Source organism: Cellulomonas sp. P4_A2 (assembly GCF_056402515.1).
On the sequence record NZ_JBFUHG010000001.1, the window covers coordinates 419157 to 439451 of the forward strand.

Annotated in this window: 20 protein-coding genes; 11 read left to right on the forward strand and 9 right to left on the reverse strand. The window is 72.4% G+C overall.

Annotated elements, in window-relative coordinates; all coding sequences use genetic code 11:
• Window positions 1-115: 115 nt before the first annotated feature.
• The 5 genes from aceA (at window position 116) to AC1DUE_RS02195 (ending at window position 5270) form a co-directional block, all read left to right on the forward strand.
• Window positions 116-1408 (forward strand): isocitrate lyase, encoded by a 1293-nt coding sequence (gene aceA, locus AC1DUE_RS02175; RefSeq protein WP_477037732.1) that lies wholly within the window; start codon window positions 116-118, stop codon window positions 1406-1408.
• Window positions 1409-1503: 95 nt separating this feature from the next.
• A complete protein-coding gene (gene aceB / locus AC1DUE_RS02180; protein WP_477037733.1) occupies window positions 1504-3138 on the forward strand; it encodes a malate synthase A in 1635 nt (544 codons plus the stop codon).
• Between the two features lie 64 nt (window positions 3139-3202).
• Entirely contained in the window at window positions 3203-3877 is a 675-nt protein-coding gene (locus AC1DUE_RS02185) for a pyridoxamine 5'-phosphate oxidase family protein (protein WP_477037734.1), read from the forward strand.
• On the forward strand, window positions 3874-4425 hold the full coding sequence (locus AC1DUE_RS02190; protein ID WP_477037735.1) for a hypothetical protein: 552 nt from the start codon (window positions 3874-3876) through the stop codon (window positions 4423-4425). The genes AC1DUE_RS02185 and AC1DUE_RS02190 overlap by 4 nt, the downstream gene beginning before the upstream one ends.
• A gap of 47 nt (window positions 4426-4472) precedes the next feature.
• Window positions 4473-5270, forward strand: coding sequence for an SDR family oxidoreductase (locus AC1DUE_RS02195; RefSeq protein ID WP_477037736.1), 798 nt, complete (start codon window positions 4473-4475; stop codon window positions 5268-5270).
• On the opposite strand, the gene AC1DUE_RS02200 is transcribed toward AC1DUE_RS02195, so the two are convergent.
• Entirely contained in the window at window positions 5234-5836 is a 603-nt protein-coding gene (locus AC1DUE_RS02200; protein WP_477037737.1) for a DUF2510 domain-containing protein, read from the reverse strand. The genes AC1DUE_RS02195 and AC1DUE_RS02200 overlap by 37 nt on opposite strands.
• 50 nt (window positions 5837-5886) lie before the next feature.
• Window positions 5887-6294 carry a VOC family protein gene (locus tag AC1DUE_RS02205; RefSeq protein ID WP_477037738.1) on the reverse strand — a complete coding sequence of 136 codons (408 nt, stop codon included), beginning with the start codon at window positions 6292-6294 and terminating at the stop codon, window positions 5887-5889.
• Window positions 6295-6615: 321 nt separating this feature from the next.
• On the opposite strand from AC1DUE_RS02205, the gene map reads away from it, so the two are divergent.
• Complete coding sequence (map, locus tag AC1DUE_RS02210) at window positions 6616-7380, forward strand: type I methionyl aminopeptidase (RefSeq protein ID WP_477037739.1); 765 nt, start codon at window positions 6616-6618, stop codon at window positions 7378-7380.
• A 100-nt stretch (window positions 7381-7480) separates the two neighbouring features.
• Window positions 7481-8998: a CoA-acylating methylmalonate-semialdehyde dehydrogenase gene (locus tag AC1DUE_RS02215; RefSeq protein ID WP_477037740.1), complete on the forward strand. Its 1518-nt coding sequence runs from the start codon at window positions 7481-7483 to the stop codon at window positions 8996-8998.
• Between the two features lie 78 nt (window positions 8999-9076).
• On the opposite strand, the gene AC1DUE_RS02220 is transcribed toward AC1DUE_RS02215, so the two are convergent.
• From AC1DUE_RS02220 to AC1DUE_RS02230, 3 genes are all read right to left on the reverse strand, one after another.
• Window positions 9077-9862 carry an ABC transporter permease gene (locus tag AC1DUE_RS02220; RefSeq protein ID WP_477037741.1) on the reverse strand — a complete coding sequence of 262 codons (786 nt, stop codon included), beginning with the start codon at window positions 9860-9862 and terminating at the stop codon, window positions 9077-9079.
• Window positions 9859-10860 carry an ATP-binding cassette domain-containing protein gene (locus tag AC1DUE_RS02225; RefSeq protein WP_477037742.1) on the reverse strand — a complete coding sequence of 334 codons (1002 nt, stop codon included), beginning with the start codon at window positions 10858-10860 and terminating at the stop codon, window positions 9859-9861. Before AC1DUE_RS02225 ends, AC1DUE_RS02220 begins: the two co-directional genes overlap by 4 nt.
• 181 nt (window positions 10861-11041) lie before the next feature.
• Window positions 11042-11707 (reverse strand): PadR family transcriptional regulator, encoded by a 666-nt coding sequence (locus tag AC1DUE_RS02230; RefSeq protein ID WP_477037743.1) that lies wholly within the window; start codon window positions 11705-11707, stop codon window positions 11042-11044.
• A 163-nt stretch (window positions 11708-11870) separates the two neighbouring features.
• Here AC1DUE_RS02230 and AC1DUE_RS02235 point away from each other — a divergent pair, with 163 nt between their 5' ends.
• The gene (locus AC1DUE_RS02235) at window positions 11871-12338 is read left to right on the forward strand and encodes a low molecular weight protein-tyrosine-phosphatase (protein WP_477037869.1); all 468 of its coding nucleotides are present in this window, start codon (window positions 11871-11873) and stop codon (window positions 12336-12338) included.
• On the opposite strand, the gene AC1DUE_RS02240 is transcribed toward AC1DUE_RS02235, so the two are convergent.
• Window positions 12335-13330 carry a magnesium and cobalt transport protein CorA gene (locus AC1DUE_RS02240; RefSeq protein WP_477037744.1) on the reverse strand — a complete coding sequence of 332 codons (996 nt, stop codon included), beginning with the start codon at window positions 13328-13330 and terminating at the stop codon, window positions 12335-12337. The two genes, AC1DUE_RS02235 and AC1DUE_RS02240, sit on opposite strands and share 4 nt — an antisense overlap.
• 96 nt (window positions 13331-13426) lie before the next feature.
• Between AC1DUE_RS02240 and AC1DUE_RS02245 the strand changes: the two genes are divergently transcribed.
• Window positions 13427-13600 (forward strand): YegP family protein, encoded by a 174-nt coding sequence (locus AC1DUE_RS02245; RefSeq protein ID WP_477037745.1) that lies wholly within the window; start codon window positions 13427-13429, stop codon window positions 13598-13600.
• A gap of 44 nt (window positions 13601-13644) precedes the next feature.
• On the opposite strand, the gene AC1DUE_RS02250 is transcribed toward AC1DUE_RS02245, so the two are convergent.
• The gene (locus AC1DUE_RS02250) at window positions 13645-14571 is read right to left on the reverse strand and encodes an NADP-dependent oxidoreductase (protein WP_477037746.1); all 927 of its coding nucleotides are present in this window, start codon (window positions 14569-14571) and stop codon (window positions 13645-13647) included.
• Between the two features lie 79 nt (window positions 14572-14650).
• On the opposite strand from AC1DUE_RS02250, the gene AC1DUE_RS02255 reads away from it, so the two are divergent.
• Window positions 14651-15811 (forward strand): pyridoxal phosphate-dependent aminotransferase, encoded by a 1161-nt coding sequence (locus AC1DUE_RS02255; protein ID WP_477037747.1) that lies wholly within the window; start codon window positions 14651-14653, stop codon window positions 15809-15811.
• 29 nt (window positions 15812-15840) lie between these two features.
• Here AC1DUE_RS02255 and AC1DUE_RS02260 read toward each other — a convergent pair whose 3' ends face one another.
• Together AC1DUE_RS02260 and AC1DUE_RS02265 are read right to left on the reverse strand one after the other, a co-directional pair.
• Window positions 15841-18273 carry a carboxypeptidase regulatory-like domain-containing protein gene (locus AC1DUE_RS02260; RefSeq protein WP_477037748.1) on the reverse strand — a complete coding sequence of 811 codons (2433 nt, stop codon included), beginning with the start codon at window positions 18271-18273 and terminating at the stop codon, window positions 15841-15843.
• 123 nt (window positions 18274-18396) lie between these two features.
• Entirely contained in the window at window positions 18397-19125 is a 729-nt protein-coding gene (locus AC1DUE_RS02265; RefSeq protein WP_477037749.1) for a glutamine amidotransferase, read from the reverse strand.
• A gap of 58 nt (window positions 19126-19183) precedes the next feature.
• Here AC1DUE_RS02265 and moeB point away from each other — a divergent pair, with 58 nt between their 5' ends.
• Window positions 19184-20293, forward strand: a complete 1110-nt coding sequence (gene moeB / locus AC1DUE_RS02270; RefSeq protein WP_477037750.1) for a molybdopterin-synthase adenylyltransferase MoeB — start codon at window positions 19184-19186, stop codon at window positions 20291-20293.
• Window positions 20294-20295: the final 2 nt, after the last annotated feature.

Genomic DNA, 20295 nt, shown 5'->3' on the forward strand with positions numbered 1-20295 from the left:
AGGAGAAGAACGGCCGATCTTCTGGCCTCCAGGCGGGGAAAGAACCGCTCGGGTCACGCGAACGTAGAGGTCAGGCAGAACCGCCGAGAAGAACCACCAAAGATGGAGGATCACGATGAGCACCACCGGCGACCAGACGCAGACCGCGAGCGAGCTCGAGGCGAGCTGGGCCCTCGACCCCCGCTGGGCGGGCATCGAGCGGGTCCACACTGCGCAGGACGTCGTGGCGCTGCGCGGGTCGGTCCGCGAGGAGAGCACGCTCGCCCGGCGCGGGGCGGAGCGCCTGTGGCAGCTCCTGCACTCCCGAACGCTGCTGCCGGCGCTCGGCGCGCTCACCGGGAACCAGGCCGTCCAGCAGGTCCGTGCCGGGCTCGAGGCCATCTACCTCTCGGGCTGGCAGGTGGCCGCCGACGCCAACCAGGCCGGCCAGACGTACCCGGACCAGTCGCTGTACCCGGTCAGCTCGGTGCCGACCGTCGTCCGCAGGATCAACAACGCGCTCCTGCGGGCCGACCAGATCGACTTCGCCGAGAACGGCCGCCGGACCCGCGAGTGGCTGGCGCCGATCATCGCCGACGCCGAGGCGGGCTTCGGGGGACCGCTCAACGCCTACGAGCTCATGCACGCGATGATCGCGGCGGGCGCGGCCGGCGTGCACTGGGAGGACCAGCTGGCCGCCGAGAAGAAGTGCGGTCACCTGGGCGGCAAGGTGCTCGTCCCCACGTCGCAGCACGTGCGGACCCTCTCGGCGGCGCGGCTCGCGGCGGACGTCGCCGGGGTGCCGACGATCGTCGTCGCCCGGACCGACGCGCTGGGCGCTGACCTGCTGACCTCGGACGTGGACCCCCGCGACGAGCAGTTCCTCACCGGGGAGCGGACCGTCGAGGGCTACTACCGGGTGCGGAACGGGCTGGACCCCGTCGTGGCCCGGGCCGAGGCGTACGCGCCGCACGCCGACCTGCTCTGGGTGGAGACCTCGACGCCCGACGTCAAGCTGGCCATCGAGTTCGCGGAGCGTCTGCACGACCGGTTCCCCGGCAAGCTCCTCGCCTACAACTGCTCGCCGTCGTTCCACTGGCGCTCGCAGCTGGACGACGCGCAGATCGCCCGGTTCCAGCGGGAGCTGGCCGGTCACGGGTACGTGTTCCAGTTCATCACCCTGGCCGGCTTCCACGCCCTCAACCACTCGATGTTCGACCTCGCCCACGGCTACGCCGCCCGGGGCATGAGCGCGTACGTCGAGCTCCAGGAGGCCGAGATCGCCTCCGAGACGGACGGCTACACGGCCACGCGCCACCAGCGCGAGGTCGGTACCGGCTACTTCGACCGTGTCGCCACCGCGATCTCCCCGAGCAGCGCCACCCTCGCGCTCGCCGGCTCCACCGAGACAGCCCAGTTCACCCACTGACCAGCCGGCGGCGCCCCTGCCCGGCGGCGGCGCCCGCTGCACGGGGCGCCGACGCCCATACCGGGCGCCGTCGACACCCACCCTGGAGGACTCCCATGACCATGACCGCGCTGTTCCGACCCCAGACCACACCGACCGGACCGGCGGTGCCCGGCACCGACGAGGTCCTCACCGTCGAGGCGCTCGACTTCCTCACGGACCTGCACGCCCACTTCGCGGGCCGGCGGCACGACCTGCTGCTGGGCCGCCAGAACCGCCGGGTGCGCTTCTCCAACGGCGCCGACCCGGACTTCCTGCCGCTCACCGCGCACATCCGGGCCGACCCGCCCTGGCGCGTCGCCGGCCCCGGGCCCGGCCTGGAGGACCGACGCGTCGAGATCACCGGCCCGACCGACCGCAAGATGACGGTCAACGCCCTGAACTCGGGCGCGAAGGTGTGGCTGGCGGACCTGGAGGACGCCACCAGCCCGACGTGGACCAACATCGTCGGCGGCCAGAAGAACCTCATGGACGCCATCCGCGGCCGGATCGACTTCACCAGCCCCCAGGGCAAGGAGTACCGCGTCGGGCCGACGACGCCGACCATCGTCATGCGACCGCGCGGCTGGCACCTGACCGAGAAGCACCTCGACTTCACGGACCGCACGGGCCAGACCGGTGCCACGTCGGCGAGCCTGGTCGATGCCGGGCTGTACCTCTTCCACAACGCGCAGGCGCTGATCGACTCGGGCCGCGGGCCGTACCTCTACCTGCCCAAGCTGGAGGGGCACCTGGAGGCGCGCCTGTGGGACGAGGTGTTCCGCTACACGGAGGCCTACCTGGGCCTGCGGTACGGCGCGATCCGCGCGACCGTCCTGATCGAGACCATCACGGCGGCGTTCGAGATGGAGGAGATCCTCTACGAGCTGCGCGACCACTGCGCCGGCCTCAACGCGGGGCGCTGGGACTACATCTTCAGCGTCATCAAGAACTTCCGCGCCCGCGGTCCGCGCTTCGTCCTGCCCGACCGGTCGGCGGTGACCATGACCGTCCCGTTCATGAAGGCGTACACCGAACTGCTCGTCGCGACCTGCCACAAGCGCGGCGCGCAGGCGATCGGCGGGATGAGCGCGTTCATCCCGGACCGTCGGGACCCGGAGGTCACGTCGCTGGCGCTCGCCCAGGTCACCGCGGACAAGCAGCGGGAGGCGGGCCAGGGGTACGACGGGACCTGGGTGGCCCATCCCGACCTCGTCCCGGTCGCTCGGGCGGTGTTCGACGAGGCCCTCGGCGACCGCGTCGACCAGCGCGACGTGCTGCGGTCGGACGTCCGGGTCACCGCGGCGCAGCTGCTCGACATCGCCTCGGCCGGCGGCGGCGAGCCGGGTGCCGTCACGGATGCGGGCCTGCGCGCGAACGTCTCGGTGGCCGTCCGGTATCTCGAGGCCTGGCTGCGCGGCAGCGGCGCGGTCGCCATCGACCACCTCATGGAGGACGCGGCGACGGCGGAGATCTCGCGCTCGCAGGTGTGGCAGTGGGTGCACCAGGAGATCGTCACGGCCGAGGGCACCCGCATCGACGCCGACCGCGTCCGCGCGGTCCTGCTCGCGGTCCTGTCCGAGCTGCCGCGCACCCCGCAGGACCGGTACGACGACGCGGCCGACCTGTTCGCGCAGGTCGCGCTCGCGGAGGACTTCCCGACGTTCCTCACGGTCCCCGCGTACACGCAGTTCCTCGTCGAGCGTCCGTGATCCTGGGGCGCGGTCCGTCGGACATCCCGGCGGGCCGCGTCCTGGCGGTCAGTAGCCTCGGCGCATGACTCTCCCGATCGACGAGCAGACCCGCATCCGCCGCCTGCCCGAGCGCCAGCGCACGGAGCGCGAGGAGCTGCACGCGATCCTCGACGCCGGGCTGGTCGCGCACGTCGCGTTCGTGCGGGACGGGCGGCCGGTCGTGATCCCGTTCCTCTACGCGCGCGACGGCGAGACGCTGCTCCTGCACGGGTCGACCGGCGGCGGGCTGTTCCTGTCCCCCGAGGGCATCGACGTGTCCGTCGGGGTGACGCACGTCGACGGCCTGGTGTTCGCGCGGTCGGTGTTCGACAGCTCGGCCAACTACCGCAGCGTCGTCGTCCACGGCCGTGCGGTCGCCGTGCCGGCCGACGAGAAGGAGGCCGCGCTGCTCGTCGTCTCCGAGCACCTCATGCCGGGCCGGTGGGACGAGGTCCGTCCGTCGACCCGCAAGGAGCTCGCCGCCACCTCGATCCTGCGCATCGGGCTGGACCGCGCGAGCGTGAAGGTGCGGGCGTACGGCGCCTCGCAGGAGCCCGACGACGGCGAGGACCGCGCGGTGTGGGCCGGCGTGCTCCCCTTGGCTCTGGTGGCGGGCGTGCCGGAACCGTCCACCGACGTCCCGGTCCCGCCCTCCGTCCAGGCGGCCGCCGCGAAGTTTCCTTACGACGCGATCGACTCGGGTACCGTCCGCGTGTGACCAAGCGCAGCTGGCTCGTCCTGATCGCGATCGACGTCGTCCTGCTCGCGATCGCGCTCGCCCTGATCCTGCCCACGGGCAACGTCGCGGCCGCCGGACTGGTGGTCATCACGTTCGTCGTCGTCCCGGCTGCCCTGTTCATGACGAACCGGAGCATCGAGCGCGCCAACCGGAAGCGCTCGGCCGCGCTGGAGAAGTCGCACCCCGGCTCGACCTTCGTCCCGTGCGTCACCGGACCCACGCAGGAGCCGCTCCTGAAGGCGGCCGGCGAGCGGACCACCAACGGCGTCTCGGCGACCCTCGTGTACGGACCCCGCGGCATCTCGGTCTGGTCCGGCAAGTCGGCGGAGACCAAGGTCTTCGCCTACCCGTGGTCTCGGATCGCCGGAGTCACCAGCGCCGCCGACGTCCGGACCTGGCAGAAGCGCACCACCACCGGCCTGCGCATCACGCTCACCGACGGCGAGCCCCAGGACGTCGCCGTCACGGTGCCGAAGCCCAAGGTCCCCGCGCTCGCCGAGAGCATCTGGGCGGCGCGGCCGGTGTGACCCGTCCGGCCTCGCGGCGGCCCCGCGGGATCGGCCAGGATCGAGGCATGACCGACGACGATCGGCCGGTGCTGGTCACCGGCGGGACCGGGACCCTCGGACGTGCCCTGGTGCACACGCTCCTCGACGCGGGACGCGCGGTCCGCGTGCTCAGCCGCCAGGAGCGGTCGCCCGCGGTTCCCGACGAGGTCGAGTGGGTCGTCGGCGACCTGCTGACCGGTGACGGCCTGCTCGAGGCGCTCGACGGGGTGTCCGCGGTCGTCCACTGCGCGAGCAACCCGCGCAAGCCCGAGGAGGACCTCGACGCCGCCGTCCAGCTGATGCTCGCCGGCCGCGCCGCGCGCCTGCCGCACCTGGTCTACATCTCGATCGTCGGCATCGACGCCGTCCCGACCGCCTACTACCAGGCGAAGCTGCGGGTCGAGGAGATCGTCGAGGACAGCGGCCTTCCGTGGACCATCCTGCGCGCCACGCAGTTCCACGACTTCGTGGCCTTCCTACTTGGCGCCCTGACCCAGGGACCCGTCGCGCCGGTGCCGCGCGGCATCAGCGACCAGCCGGTCGACGTGCGCGAGGTGGCGCTGCGGCTCGCCGCGCTGGCCTCGTCGGAACCCGCGGGTCGCGTGGACGACCTGGGTGGACCGCAGGTGCTCACCGTCGACGAGCTGATGCGCACCTACCTGGCGGCGACGGGGCGCCGTGCGCGCATCTGGCACATCCCCGCAGTCGGACCCCTCAAGCTCTACCGCGACGGCGGCCACCTCGCGCCCGACCACGCGACCGGCCGGATCACGTTCGCGGAGTGGCTTCAGCGCGGCGGGATGCTGGACGCCTCCGCCAGGTAGGTCCAGGTCCAGGTGCCCGCCGGGCCGACGACGACGTCCGCGCTGCCCCAGGTGCCGTCCGCGGTCACCGTGCAGAGGAACTCCATCCCCGCGATGACGGTCGCGGTGTCCGGGCACGTGGCCGTGACGGTCGGGCCCAGGCCGGCGACGAGCCCGGCCACGATCTCCTGCTCGAGCTCGGCGCGCCGGAGGGGGACGGCGGGCGCCTGGACGGCGGGCGCCGGCGCCTGCTCGCCAGCGGCCGGGGGCACGGGCTGCTGCACGACCGCAGGTGCGTTGGCGTGCGGGTGCGCGTCGTCGATCAGGTTCGTGACGAGCAGCGCGAGCTTGAGGGCGATGACGACGACCGCCAGCCCGGCCGGGACCGCGGCCACCGTGCGCTTGCGGCCGGGTCGACGCCGGGGCCCCGCGGTCCGGCCGTCGTCGGGCACGACCGGCGAGATCTCGTCCGTCGTGGCCCGCACGTGGTGCGACCAGCCCGCGCCGTCGAACCACCGCTGCTGGTTCCGGTCATTCGGGTCGAGGTACCAGCCCGGGGGCTGCGGTGCGGTCGTCGGGTACTTCACGCCCGTGCATCGGCACGCGCGCGCCGCCGCTTGATCGTTGCTTCGGGGGACTAGTTCTCGAAGAAGCAGAACGGGTGGCCGGCGGGGTCGAGCAGGACCCGGACGTCGTCCTGCGGCTGGAACGCGGCGAGGCGGGCGCCCGTGGCGAGGGCGTGCTCGACCCCTGCCGCAAGGTCGTCGACCCGGATGTCCAGGTGCAGCTGCATCTGGTTGTGGTCGACGGTGGCCGGCCAGACGGGCGGGCGGTACGCCTCGTCCGAGCTGAACGAGAGGCCGCTGCCGCCGCCGGGCGGGCGGAGCATGACCCAACCGGGCTCGTCGGCGATCACGGGCCAGCCGAGGAGCCGGTGGTAGAAGTCCGCGAGCGCGTTGGCGTCCTGCGACTCCAGGACGGTCGCCGAGAGCGAGAACCGGCGGCCCGCGTGGTCGTTCCAGGGTGCGGTCGGTGGAGTGCTCATCGCTCCAGGGTTCCCACGGGGTCCCCGGTTCGCCACCGGAGAAAACCCTTGGCAGTCCCGGGCAACCGGACGTACGTTCGTGTCACACGGGAAGGAGGTGGTCCAAGACATGATTTCTCTGAGGACGCGTGAGGTGACTGCCGGCTAGTCGCCCGGCAGCAGTTTTTCGGACGGATTGCATCCGCCCGCAGACCACCGGTCGGCGAGCGAATCCATGGCAGTCACCGCAGCCCGTGGGAGCCGCGAACTCGTCCCTCGCGGCAGGGCCCCTCGATGGGGTCCGGCCCACGGGCTGTTGCCTGCCCGTGGCAGGGTGGGGCCGTGGCCCTCAAGAACCCCGCTCAGATCGACGCCATGCGTCCCGCCGGCCGCTTCGTCGCCGGCGTCCTGTCCTCCCTGCGTGACGTCGCCCGCGAGGGGATGACCCTCAAGCAGCTCGACACGCACGCACACCAGATGATCGACGCCGCCGGCGCGCACTCGGTCTACCTGGGCTACCACCCCTCGTTCGGCGCGATGCCCTACCCGGGCGTCCTGTGCACCTCCGTCAACGACGCCGCGCTGCACGGGCTGCCGTCGGACTACGTGCTCGCCGACGGCGACGTGCTGTCCATCGACTTCGCCGCGCAGCTGCAGGGGTGGGTGGCCGACTCGGCGCTCACGTTCCAGATCGGCACGCAGGACCCGTCGGTGACCGCGCTCATCGAGACGACCGAGCGTGCCCTGGCCGCGGGCATCGCCAAGGCCCGCAACGGCGCGCGGATGGGCGACGTGTCGTCGGCGATCGGGACCATCGGGCGGGCCGGCGGCTACGGGATCAACGCGGACTTCGGCGGTCACGGCGTCGGGCGCACCATGCACGAGGACCCGCACGTGCCCAACCTCGGCCGCCCGGGCACGGGGCAGAAGCTCAAGACCGGCCTGGTCATCGCGATCGAGCCGTGGTTCATGGCGGGTGGCGACGACTACACGATCGACCCCGACGGCTGGACCATCCGCACCGCCGACGGCTCCGTGGCCGCCCACGCCGAGCACACGGTCGCCATCACCCCGGACGGCCCGCTGGTCCTCACGGCCCGCGACTGACCACCCGCCCCGGACGCCGCGGCGGCGGGTCGCTTGCAGCGCGGGGATAGATTGGATCGGTCCGGCGTACCCCGTCGCCATCAGCACGAAAGAGGCTGTCATGTCCGCGCTCGTCGATACCGCACCTCTCATCGGTCACGTCGTCGGGGGGCAGGTGACGACGCCCGACGGCTCCCGGACGCAGGACGTCCACAACCCCGCGACGGGGGAGGTGTCGGGTCGCGTCCTGCTGGCCGACCAGGCCGAGGTCGACGCGGTCGTCGCCGGGGCGCTCGCGGCGTCGGCAGCCTGGGCGCAGGAGCCCATCGGCAAGCGGGCCGGCGTGCTGTTCGCGTTCCGGGAGCAGCTCGTCGCGCACACCGACGAGCTCGCCGCGACGATCACCGCCGAGCACGGCAAGGTCATCGCCGACTCGCTCGGCGAGGTGGGCCGCGGGCTCGAGGTCGTGGAGTACGCCTGCGGCATCCCGCAGCTGCTCAAGGGCGAGTACACCGACCAGGCCGCGACGGGCGTCGACGTGTTCTCGTTCCGGGAGCCGCTCGGCGTCGTCGCGGGCATCACGCCGTTCAACTTCCCCGCGATGGTCCCGCTGTGGATGTCGCCCATGGCCATCGCGACCGGCAACGCGTTCGTGCTCAAGCCGTCGGAGCGCGACCCCTCGTCGTCCCTCCTGCTGGCCCGCCTGTGGAAGGCCGCCGGGCTTCCCGACGGGGTCTTCTCCGTGCTGCAGGGAGACCGCGTGGCCGTCGACGGGCTGCTCACGCACCCGGACGTCTCGGCGGTCTCGTTCGTCGGCTCGACCCCGATCGCGCAGCACGTCTATGCGACGGCGACCGCTCATCGAAAGCGCGTGCAGGCCCTGGGCGGCGCGAAGAACCACGCGGTCGTCCTGGCCGACGCCGACCTGGACCTCGCCGCGACGCACCTGACCGGTGCGGCGTTCGGCGCCGCCGGCGAGCGGTGCATGGCGATCTCGGTGGCGCTGGTCGTCGACGACGTGGCCGACGCGCTGCTGGAGCGGCTGAAGGCGGCCGCGGAGAAGGTCCGCGTCGCGCCGGGCAACGACCCGAACAGCGACATGGGTCCCGTGATCACCAAGGCCGCGCAGCTGCGGATCGAGGAGATCGTCACGGACGCGGTCTCCACGGGTGCCCGGGCGCTCGTGGACGGTCGCGGGCACACGGTCGACGGGTTCGAGGGCGGCTACTTCGTCGGCCCCACGGTGCTCGACCGTGTCACCACCGACATGCGCGCGTACGCCGAGGAGATCTTCGGGCCGGTGCTGGTCGTGCTCCGGGTGGCCGACCTGGACGAGGCGATCGCCCTGGTCAACGCCAACCCGTACGGCAACGGCACCGCGATCTTCACGTCCTCGGGCGACGCCGCTCGCACGTTCCAGCGGGCCGTGCACGTGGGCATGATCGGCATCAACGTGCCCATCCCCGTGCCCGTCGGCTGGCACTCGTTCGGCGGGTGGAAGGACTCGCTGTTCGGGGAGAGCCACATCTACGGCCCCGAGGCGGTCCGCTTCTACACGCGCAACAAGGTGGTCACCAGCCGCTGGCCCAGCTCCCCTGCCACGGCCAAGTTCCACTTCGGCCGCACGACGAGCCACTGACCCACCCGCAACGTCCGCACTCGTGGGGCCTCTGACCTCCACGAGTGCGGACGTTGCTGTCGGTGCAGACGTTCTGCTCTACAGCGAGCGCTGGTAGGTGCGCATGGCGCGGACCGACCACCAGGCGACCACAGCCGCGAGGGCCGCGAGCCACAGGGCGCGGGTTCCGACGACGGACCAGTCCACCGCCGGGGACATCGCGGTGCGGGCGATCTCGACGGCCCAGGTCAGGGGGTTGAGCTGGGAGACCGTCTCGACCCAGGACGGCAGCAGCGACGCGGGCATCAGGGCCGTCGACAGGAACGTCGCAGGCAGCACGATGATCGTCGAGATGCCGATGAGGGCGGTCTGGTCGCGGGCGAGCAGCGCGACCGCCGCCGAGAGCGAGCAGAACGCGGCGGCGAGCAGGATCGACGCGCCCAGCGCGACGAGGAGACCGAGCACCCCGCCGTCGTAGGACGCGCCGGCCAGGAACCCGATCCCGAGCACGCACAGCCCCTGCACGAAGCAGATCATCAGCTGCTGCACCAGCTGACCGGCCACGAGCGACGAGCGGTGCACCGGCGAGGTGAGCATGCGATCCATCACGCCGGAGCGGATGTCGTCGATGAAGCCGGTGCCCGCCCAGGCGCCGGAGTACAGGACGGTCATCATGAGGATGCCCGGCACCAGGAAGGTCATGTAGTCCTCGGAGCCGAAGTCGGGGACCGTCGCGACCGACGAGAACACGTTGCCGAACAGCAGCAGCCAGATCACCGGCTGGATGATCGCCACGCCGAGGCCCCACGGCTGACGGAACCCGTCGACGGTCCAGCGACGGGTGACCTGCGAGGTCTGGGTGACCCAGGACGCGGTGGTGCTCATCGAGCGACCTCCAGCTCGGGCGCGGACGTCCACGACCGGCCCGCGAAGGCCAGGTAGACGTCGTCGAGGGTGGGACGGGAGACGCCGACGGCGCCGTGCCGGATGCCTGCGGCCTGCAGGGCGGCGATGACGGCGCCCACGGCGGCGGGCCCGTCGGAGGTGCGCGCGACGAGGCGACCGGTGGGCCCCTCGACGTGCACGGAGACGTCGCGCAGGAGCGCGACGGACGACGCGACGTCCCGCACGAGAGCGGCATCCGGCTCGACGAGGTCGACGGACAGGGTGTCGCCCTCGAGCGTCGCCTTGAGCGCCTCCGGCGACCCGGCGGCCACGACCCGACCGCGGTCGACGACGGTCAGGCCGTCGGCCAGCCGGTCGGCCTCCTCGAGGTAGTGCGTGGTGAGCACGACGGTCAGCTCGTCCTCGCCGGCCAGCCGCCGGATCTCGGCCCACATCGCGGAGCGGGCCTCAGGGTCCAGGCCGGTGGTGGGCTCGTCGAGGAACAGCACGGACGGGGTCCCGACGAGCCCCAGGGCCACGTCGAGCTTGCGGCGCGTGCCGCCCGAGAGCTTGCCGGCGCCGCGGTCGGCGAACTCGGCGAGCCCGAAGCGGTCGACGAGGACTGCGGCCCTGGAGGCCGACGACGACCGCGACAACCCGCGAAGCCGCGCGGCCATCACGAGGTTCTCGCGCGGGGTGAGCAGCGGGTCGGCGCCGGTCCCCTGGGACACGTAGCCGATGGCCCGCCGGACCGCGGCGGCGTCACGGACGACGTCGTGGCCGGCCACGCGCGCGGTGCCGGACGTGGCCCGGGCGAGCGTGGTGAGCACCTTGGTGGTGGTGGACTTGCCGGCGCCGTTGGGGCCGAGCAGCCCGTGCACGGTGCTGGCGGGGATGGAGAGAGTGAGCCCGTCGAGGGCCCGCACGTCCGGTCGGCCGCGGCCGCCGGGGTAGGTCTTGACCAGGTCGAGCGCGTCGACGGCTGTGTCTTGGGGCATGGGACTGCCTTCGGGTCGAGCCGGTTCTTGCACCGGCGGATGGGCCGACCGAGGAGCCACCTATGCTGGGTGTGCAGCGGATCGCACAGGTGCCCTTGCGGGTCTCGGTCGGTTCGTGGTGGTCGGCCCGGGTGTTCCAGCACCTGGGCCGACCTTCTTCGCGCTCGGGTGAGCGCGAGATCTAGGGCGGCGAGGACGTGTAGGAGGCGAGCGCCTCGGCCAGCTCGTCGGGGGTCAGGCGCCCGCCCGCCAGGGTGCGTTCGTGCAGTTCGCGCCACAGGTGCACGCCGTCGAACGAGCCGTCCGCGATGCTCGTCGCGAGCCCCACGACGAAGCCGTGCTCTGCGGTCAGGATGGCGATCTCGTAGGCGCTCTCGAGCGTGAAGATCGCGGGCAGGCCCATCGCGGCGGACTCGTCGATGCCGGCGCGCAGGGTGCTCAGCGAACGCTCGAGCGTCGCCTGTCGCAACCGCAGCAGCCGGACGACGTCGTCGGGACCCAGCAGGGGCAGGAACGAGAGCGCGGCCTCGAACTGCGGGAACTCCTTGGCGGGCGTGCGGACCAGGTCGGTGAGCCAGTCGATGGCCTCGGTCGCGCCGGAGTCGGTGAGCCGGTAGACGGTGCGCGTGGGCCGGTTGCCGTCGCGCTCGGTGGACGCGGCCTCGATCAGCCCGTGCCTCACCAGGGAGTCGACGACCGAGTACAACGAGCCGAAGTTGAGCTTCACCGACTCGTCCTTGCGCCGCTCGCGCAGGGTCATCGACATCTCGTACGGGTGCATCGGCCGCTCCCACAGGAGCGCGAGGACGGCGAGGGCAAGGGGGTTGCTCCGCGATCGTGCCGCCATGCCCGCCACCTCCGACGCGTATCGTCCGATTCCGAATGCTCGACTCAGAGTATATCGCGTCTATGTCGCGTCTCAACCCCCAGATGCGACGACGTCCGTGCGATGTGAGGAATCGTGTCGGCACGTCGTGCGACGATCGAGCGTGCCTCAGCCCTACGCCGTGATGGTCGTCTGCACGGGAAACATCTGCCGCTCACCGATGGCCGAGGTGGTGCTGCGCGACCGGTTCGCCGCCGCAGGCCTGGGCGACCGCGTCGTCGTCGACTCGACGGGGATCAGCGACGAGGAGCACGGCAACCCGATCGACCGGCGCGCGCGGGCGGTGCTCGTCGCGCACGGGTACGACCCGGCCGACGGCCACCACGCCCGACGGGTGCGCGCCTCGGACCTGCCGTCGCACGACCTCGTCCTGGCGATGACGTCCGCGCACGCGCGGGCGCTGCGGCAGCTCGGCGACGCCGACGTGCGCATGTACCGGTCGTTCGACCCGGATGCGCCCGTGGGCCGGGCCGAGCACGCGCTCGACGTCGACGACCCCTGGTACGGCGGCGCCGCGGACTTCGAGGCCTGCCTCGCGCAGGTCGAGGCGGCGGCCGACGGCGTCGTCGCGTACGTGCGCGGCGTGCTCTAGAGCCAGCGGTTGCGGCGGAACGCCATGTACAGCGCCACGCAGATGACGCCGATGCCCCCGACGACGACGTAGAACCCGTACGGGGCACCCGACCCGGGGATCACGTCGAAGTTCATGCCGTAGATGCCGGCGACCGCGGTCGGGACGATCGCAATGGCCGCCCACGACGAGATCTTGCGCATGTCGGAGTTCTGCTGGATGCCGACCCGGTTCTGCTCCATGCTCACCTGCGCCAGGTCGGCCTGCATGACGTTGGTGAGCAGGGCGTCGGCGGCCTCGACGAGCTCGGCGGCGTGCAGCGCGTGGTCCTGCACGTCGCGGAAGTAGGGCCGCGCGTATGCCGGGATGTTCGGGACGGTCTCGTCGGCGAGCCGGGTCAGGGGGCCGACGAGCGGGACGACGGCCCTGCGGAACTGCTGCACCTCGCGCTTGAGCTTGTAGATGCGCTCGGCGTGGTCGCTGCTCGGGTCGTCACCGAACACCTGGTCCTCGATCTCGTCGAGGTCGACCTCGATCGCGGCGGTGACGTCGAGGTACTGGTCGACGGCCTTGTCCATGATGCCGTGCAGCACCGCCGCGGGACCGTGCTGGAGCATCTCGGGGTCGCCCTCGAGCGCCTCGCGCACCTGCGCGGGGATCGTCGTGACGCCGTGCCGGACGACGATGGCGAAGCGGTGGCCGACGAAGATCGCGAGCTCGCTGACCTCGACCACCTCGACGTGGTCGACGTAGAACACAGGCTTGACCACGGCGAACGTCAGCGACCCGTAGCGGTCGAGCTTGGGCCGCTGGTGGGACGCGATCGCGTCCTCGATGGCCAGCTCGGGCAGCTCGAACGCCTCGGCGAGCGCGGCGAACTCCTCCTGCGTCGGGTCGTGCAGGCCGATCCAGACGAAGCCGTCCTCCTTCTCCGCCTCCCGCATCGCGACGGTCAGGTCGTCGAGACGGTGCAGGCGTCGGCCCCCGGCGTACAGCGCGCAGTCCACGATCACGGTTCCGAGGCTAAGGCTCCCCGCGCGCGGGCCCGGGACCCGCGCCAGACTGAACGTGACCGTGCAGAACCCGGCGGTCCTACCTCGGAGGCTGACGTGAAGTTCGAGATCTGGAAGGACAAGGCCGGCGAGTTCCGGTTCCGGCTCGTCGCGACGAACGGCAACGTGCTCGCGAGCAGCGAGGGCTACACGACGAAGGCGAACGCGCAGGGTGCGATCGCCCGCATCCAGTCGGACGCGGCGAACGCCGCGGTCGTCGACAACAGCTGATCGCGGGCGGCCGCGGCCCGCAGGCCGGGCCGCCCGGTCGGGCGTCAGGCGACGCGGACGACGATCTTGCCCCGCACGTGGCCCGTCTCGCTGGCGCGATGGGCATCCGCGGCGTCGGCGAGCTCGAAGACCTCAGCCACCTCGACGTTCACCGTGCCGGCATCGATGAGTGCCGTCAGCGCGTCCAGGTCGTCGTGGTCCGGTCGGACCCAGACGTAGTGGCCGCCGAGCTCCTCGCGTGCCGCGGCGACGACGACGGAGGCCACCACGCCGTCGGCGGCCAGCACGCCCCGGGCGGTGGGCACGAGGTCGTCGCCGCCGAAGTCGAGCACCACGTCGACGCCGTGCGGTGCGAGCGCGCGCACACGCTCCACGACACCCTCGCCGTACACGACCGGCTCGGCACCCAGGCCGCGCAGGTACTCGTGGTTGCGCTCGGACGCTGTGCCGATGACGCGAGCCCCGAGCGACCGGGCGATCTGCACCGCGAACGCGCCGACCCCGCCCGCGGCGGCCAGCACGAGCACGGTCTGCCCGGAGGCGACACCGGACCGGCGGATCGCCTGGTACGCGGTGAGCCCGGCGAGCGGGACCGCGGCGGCCTCTTCGAACGTCAGCGTGGCCGGCTTGCGCGCCAGGGTGCGCACGGGCGCCGCGACGAGCTCGGCGAACGTCCCGCCCTGCACCCAGTCGCGGCGGACGTAGCCGTAGACCTCGTCGCCGACCCGCAGCTCCGGGGTGTCCAGGCCGACGCGCTCGACGACCCCGGCGACGTCCCATCCGGGGACCGCGGGGAAGGTCACGTCCATGATCGGGTCCAGGTAGCCCGCGCGGACCTTCCAGTCGACCGGGTTGACCGAGGCGGCGCGCACGCGCACCAGGACGCTGTCGGGGCCGACCTTCGGGGTGGGGAGCTCGGTGAGACCGAGCACGCTGGCGTCGCCGTAGCGGGAGTAGGTGATGGCTCGCATACCTCTGGCAACGGGGCGGACCGCGCCCGTGTTTCCGACGGGGACGTGATGTCGGTCGCTCGTGCGCCACCATGGCTCCATGAAGGTTGCCTCCCGCGCGCACGTCCCGCCGTTCGCCGTCATGGAGATCCTGGCTGCCGCGAACGCCCGCCGGGCCGCGGGCGAGAACATCCTCAACCTCTGCGCCGGCGAGCCGTCGACGGGTGCGTCCGAGGTCGTGCGGCAGCGCGCGATCGACCTGCTCACCGCGGGCGACCTGGGGTACACCGAAGCCCTCGGCGCACCGGGCATGCGTGCGGCGATCGCCCAGCACTACCGCGACTGGTACGACGTCGACATCGAACCCGGCCGGATCGCGGTGACCACGGGGTCGTCGGGCGGCTTCCTGCTCGCGTTCCTCGCCGCGTTCGACGTGGGCGACCGCGTTGCGCTGGGCGTGCCCGGCTACCCGGCGTACGCGAACATCCTGGCGGCGCTCGGCTGCGAGGTCGTCACCCTGCCCTGCGGCCCCGAGACGCGGTACCAGCCGACGGTCGCGCAGCTGGAAGCCCTGACGCAGCCGATCGACGGCCTCGTCGTCGCCTCTCCCGCCAACCCGACCGGCACGATGATCGACCCGGCCGAGCTCGCCGCGCTGGCCGACTGGTGCGGCGCGCACGGCGTCCGGCTGATCAGCGACGAGATCTACCACGGCATCACCTACGACTCCTCGACGCCCCCGACCGCGGCGTCCTACCTGGCGCAGGGCGCCGTCGTCGTGAACTCGTTCTCCAAGTACTGGGCGATGACGGGCTGGCGCCTGGGCTGGCTCGTGCTCCCGGACGACCTCGTCTCCGCGGTGGGTGCGCTCGCCGGCAACGTGGCCCTCTGCCCGCCCGCGCTCGCCCAGCACGCCGGCGTCGCCGCGTTCAGCCCGTCCGGCTACGCCGCAGCGCGGGAGAACGTGGCCCGCTACGCGTCGTCGCGCGCGTTGCTCCTCGAGCGCCTGCCCGAGCTCGGCTGGACGCGCATCGCCCCGGCCGACGGGGCGTTCTACCTCTACGCCGACATCTCGGCCAGCGGCCTCGACTCGATCACGTGGTGCGCCCGGCTCCTCGACGAGGCCGGCGTGGCCCTGACTCCGGGCACCGACTTCGACCCCGTCGACGGGCGCAGGTGGGTCCGGCTGTCGTTCGCGTCGTCGGTCGAGGTGGTCGGCGAGGCGATCGAGCGCATCGTGGCCTGGCAGGCGACGCTCTAGGCGTCACCCGCCCCCCGGGTCGAGCGCCGTCAGGACCGGCGTGGCACCCCGTGGCACGGCAGCGGGTGCCGGATCGGGGGCGCCACGTAGGTGAACGACGCCCAGGTGGTCGAGCTGCCGGCCGGGGTCGCGGCCGTGAGGTGGACGGCGCCGGCACCGTGCTTGGGCACGACGACGAGCAGCGTCGTGCTGTTCAGGACGGTCACGCTCGTCGCGGCGACGGACCCGAACGCGACCGTCGTCCTGCCCTTGACGAAGTTCTTCCCCGTCACGATCGTGAGGCTCCCGCCGGTCGTCAGGCCGGTGCTCGGCAGGGCTCGACCGACGACCGGGAGCTTTCCGGTCGAGCCGGTCACGGTGTGGGCGACCTGGGCCGTCGAGGTGGCGTAGGTGGTGTCGCCCGCGTAGGTGGCGCTCACGGTGTGCGAACCCACCGCCAGGCCGGTGGTGCTGAGCTGCGCGACCCCGCCCGCGAGCGGGACGGCGACGGGAGCGGCACCGTCGACGACGAACTCGACGGAGCCGGTCGGGGTTCCGGCGGTGCTGCTGACGGTCGCGGCGAACGACGCGGCCGCGCCGGAGGTCGTCGGCCCGACAGGACCGATCAGCGCCAGCGTCGTCGTCGCCTTCTCGTAGGTGTACGTCGCCGGGGCGCTCGTCCGACCCTGCGTCGTCACGACCACGTCCACGGGTCCCGCGGCGTGCGCGGGTGCCGTCGCGACCAGCGAGCCCGGTCCGTCGACCATGACCGCCGCGGGGACGCCGCCGAACGTGACCGAGGTGTCCGGTCCGAATCCCGAACCCGAGATGCTCACCTGCTGCCCACCGAGGACCGAGCCGGTGGGCGGTGCGAGGGAGTCGATAGACGGTGCGGGGCCGCCGGGCACGTAGTCCACCATGGCCGCACCCGTGCCGTACGTGGCGTCTCCGACGTACCAGACGTCGACCCACGGATAGGTGCCCTGGTCGATCGCGTCGAACGTGAGCGTCGCGTGTCCGTCGACGAGGTCGGCGTCGGCATAGACGACGGTCCGGGCCAGCGAGTTGCCGACCCACACCGAACCGGTCGGCGTGCCCTGGGCGCCGGTCACGGTGACGTCGATGCTGAACGGCTCGCCGAGCACGGGTGCGTGAGCCGCGGTCGCGACGAGCGTGACCGACGCGGAACCCTTGGCGCTCGTGTGGATGGCGATGCCGTCCGCCGTCCCGCCGGCCGCAAGGACGACGGGGGTCGCCTGGCTGAAGCGGGTCTCGCCAGGAGAGGCGGCGTAGTACGTCTGCACGATCGACGCAGCGGCCCCCCAGTCCGACCGGGCGGAGACACGGTAGGTCCCGGGGGACAGCAGGTTGATCGAGAACGAGCCGTCGCTGCCCGTGTACGCGCCGTTCTGGTCGGTGTCCGACAAGGCGTCGACGAACGCGTGCGCCATGGGCGTGCCGTCAGGGCCGAAGACGGTCCCGGTCACGGTCGCGCCGGCGATCAGCGTCAGGTCGTGCAGCGTGACCGTCTCCGCCCCGGCGACGTGCACGTCCTCGCCGGCGTTCCAGTCCCTCCCGCCGGGGTAGACGACACCGACGAGGTTGGCCGCCCAGTCGGACTGGGCGTAGACGCTGTAGTCCCCGTCGGCCAGGCCCGTGATCGCGTAGATGCCGTCGGCGTCCGTCGTCGCGCCGCCGTTCGAGCCGTCCGGCGTGGACGCCCACACCTCGATGCCGGCCTTCGGCGACCCGTCCGGCGCGAGGACCCGGCCGGTGATGGCGTTGCCGCGCGCGAGCACCGCGTCGTTCAGTGTGAGCGCGGTACCGGGCGCCAGGGCCACGACGGTCTGGGAGTCGGGCGTGTGCGCGTCGTCGTACAGCTCCGAGACCCACGCCGAACCGTTGGGTGCCGTGAACGAGATGCGCCAGTCACCGGCGCGCAGACGGGTCGCGCTGTAGGTGCCGTCGGCAGCCGTGGTGGCCGCGGCGTACGAGAACGCCGCCGAGTTCATGGTCACGCCGACCCCGGGGACCGGGTGTCCGTCGGCGTCGAGGACACGTCCGGCGATCGAGCTCGCACGGTCGAGCGAGGCGTCGATGCCGGTCGCGTCGCCGGTGCTCACGACGACCGGAGTACCGGTCCAGGAGTTCGCGGCGTCCTTGTACGTCTCGCCCAGAAGGGGGCCGCCGAACGGGGGCACGAACGTCACGGTGTACGAGCCGGGGAGGAACCCGGCCGCGCTGTAGTGGCCGTTCGCGTCCGTCGTCACGGGGATGCTGAACGGCGCGGGCGGAGTGATGTCCACCGTGACGCCCGCTGCAGGTGCACCCGTGTCGTCCGTCACCGTCCCCGAGATGCTGAACGTCGTGGGCGCGTCGTCGGCGGAGGCGACCGCCGGGGCGAGTGCGGCGAGGCCGATGAGCGTCGCGACGGCGGTGAAGAACGCGACGAGTCGGCGGACGACAGGACGAGACGGATTCACGTGAGCAACCCCCTGCTACGAGTGCGCTCCGCGGCGGAGGCGGGGGAAATGTACCGTGACGTACCGTTTCGCGGCCGGCCTTCGGCGAGATTCACTCGCCCAGGCGACAGGTCGTCGCGCTCGTCAGGCGCGGGCGTAGCGCCGGACGAACGCCGCGAGGATCCGTGGCGGCACGGAGACGTCCGTGGCGCGGACCCGCGCGACGACCTCCTCGAGCTCCGCCGGCGGGAAGTAGCCGTACCCGGAGTACGTGCGGATGCGCCCGACGATGCCGTCGACGTCGAGCTCGGGGTGGAACTGGGTGGCGTAGAGGTTGGTTCGGACCCGGAACATCTGCACGGGGCACGCGGGCGACGAGGCGAGGAGCGTCGCGGTGCTGGGGAGCACACGGCACGCCTCCTTGTGCCCGACGTACGCGTCGAACCGGCGCGGGAGTCCGGCGAGCAGCGGGTCGGCCACGCCCTCGTCGGTGAGGGTGATCGGCACGGCACCGATCGGCTCGCCGTACGTCGTGTCGATCACCCCGCCCTGGTGCACGCCGAGCGTCCCGACGCCGTAGCAGGCGCCGAGGAACGGGAAGTCCCGCGTGACCACCTCGTCGAGCAGCACGGACATCTCGGCCTCGACCCGGGTCTGTGCGTCGGACTTGCTCGACGCACTCGCGTCGAACGGGCTTCCCCCGACGAAGACGCCCGACAGGCCGTCCAGATCGAGGTCGGGCATGGTGGTCGACTCCAGCCGGACCCGGAGCAGGTCGTCCGAGGCCAGCCCGCCGAACCGCAGGAACGCCGCGTACTCGCCGTCGGCGGCGTCGTCCTGAGAGCGCGTGGCGAGCAGCACGAACGGCCTCATCCCCGCAGGCTCCCAGCGGCGGCCCCGGGACGCGACCGCACGACGTAGGTTTGTCGTCGTGCTGCTTCCTGCGCTGGTCCCCCTCGGGCCGCCCCTGACCCGTGAGCAGCTCGCGCGCGGGTCGCGGCACCTGCTGCTCGCCGAGCTCGGGGTCGACGGGCAGCGACGGCTGCGGAACGCGAAGGTGTGCGTGATCGGCGCCGGTGGGCTCGGGGCGCCGGTCCTGCAGTACCTCGCGGCGGCGGGGGTCGGCACGATCGGGATCGTCGACGACGACGTCGTGGACGTGAGCAACCTCCAGCGTCAGGTGATCCACGGGACTGCGGACGTGGGCCGGGCGAAGGTCGACAGCGCGGCCGAGTCGATCGCGGCGCTCGACCCGGACATCGTCGTGACGACGCACGGCGAGCGGCTGACCAGCCAGAACGTCGACGCGATCCTGAGCGGGTACGACGTCGTCGTCGACGGCACGGACAACTTCCCCACCCGCTACCTGGTCAACGACGCGTGCGTGCGGCTCGGGCTCCCCGAGGTCTGGGGGTCGGTGCTGCGGTTCGACGCGCAGACCACCGTGTTCTGGGGGCGCCACGGTCCGCAGCTGCGCGACCTCTTCCCCGAACCGCCCGCCGCCGACGAGGTCCCGTCCTGCGCGGAGGCCGGCGTGCTCGGCGCACTGTGCGGGCAGGTCGGCTCCGTCATGGCGACCGAGGTGGTCAAGCTGGTCACCGGCACCGGAGAATCACTGCTCGGCCGCGTGCTCGTGATCGACGCGCTGCGCGGCCGCTGGTCCGAGGTCCCACTCATCGGCACGCAGCACATCGCCCCCCCGCGCAAGGAGAGCACCATGCCCGACGACGTCCCGATCACCACCGCGCCCGAGCTCGTGGCCCGACTGGTAGCCCGCGAGGCCGGCGCCGACGACTTCCTGCTCATCGACGTGCGCGAGCCGGAGGAGTTCGCCGCCGGGGCGATCCCCGGGGCGGTCCTGATCCCGCTCGGCAGCGTGCTCGACGGCTCGGCGCTGGACGGCCTGCCGCGCGACCAGGAGATCGTCGTGCAGTGCCAGGTCGGCGGGCGCTCCCTGACCGCCGCGCGCGTGCTGCGCGGGCTCGGGTACGACGCGAGCAACCTCGACGGCGGCATCCTCGCCTGGTACGCAGCCAGCTGACC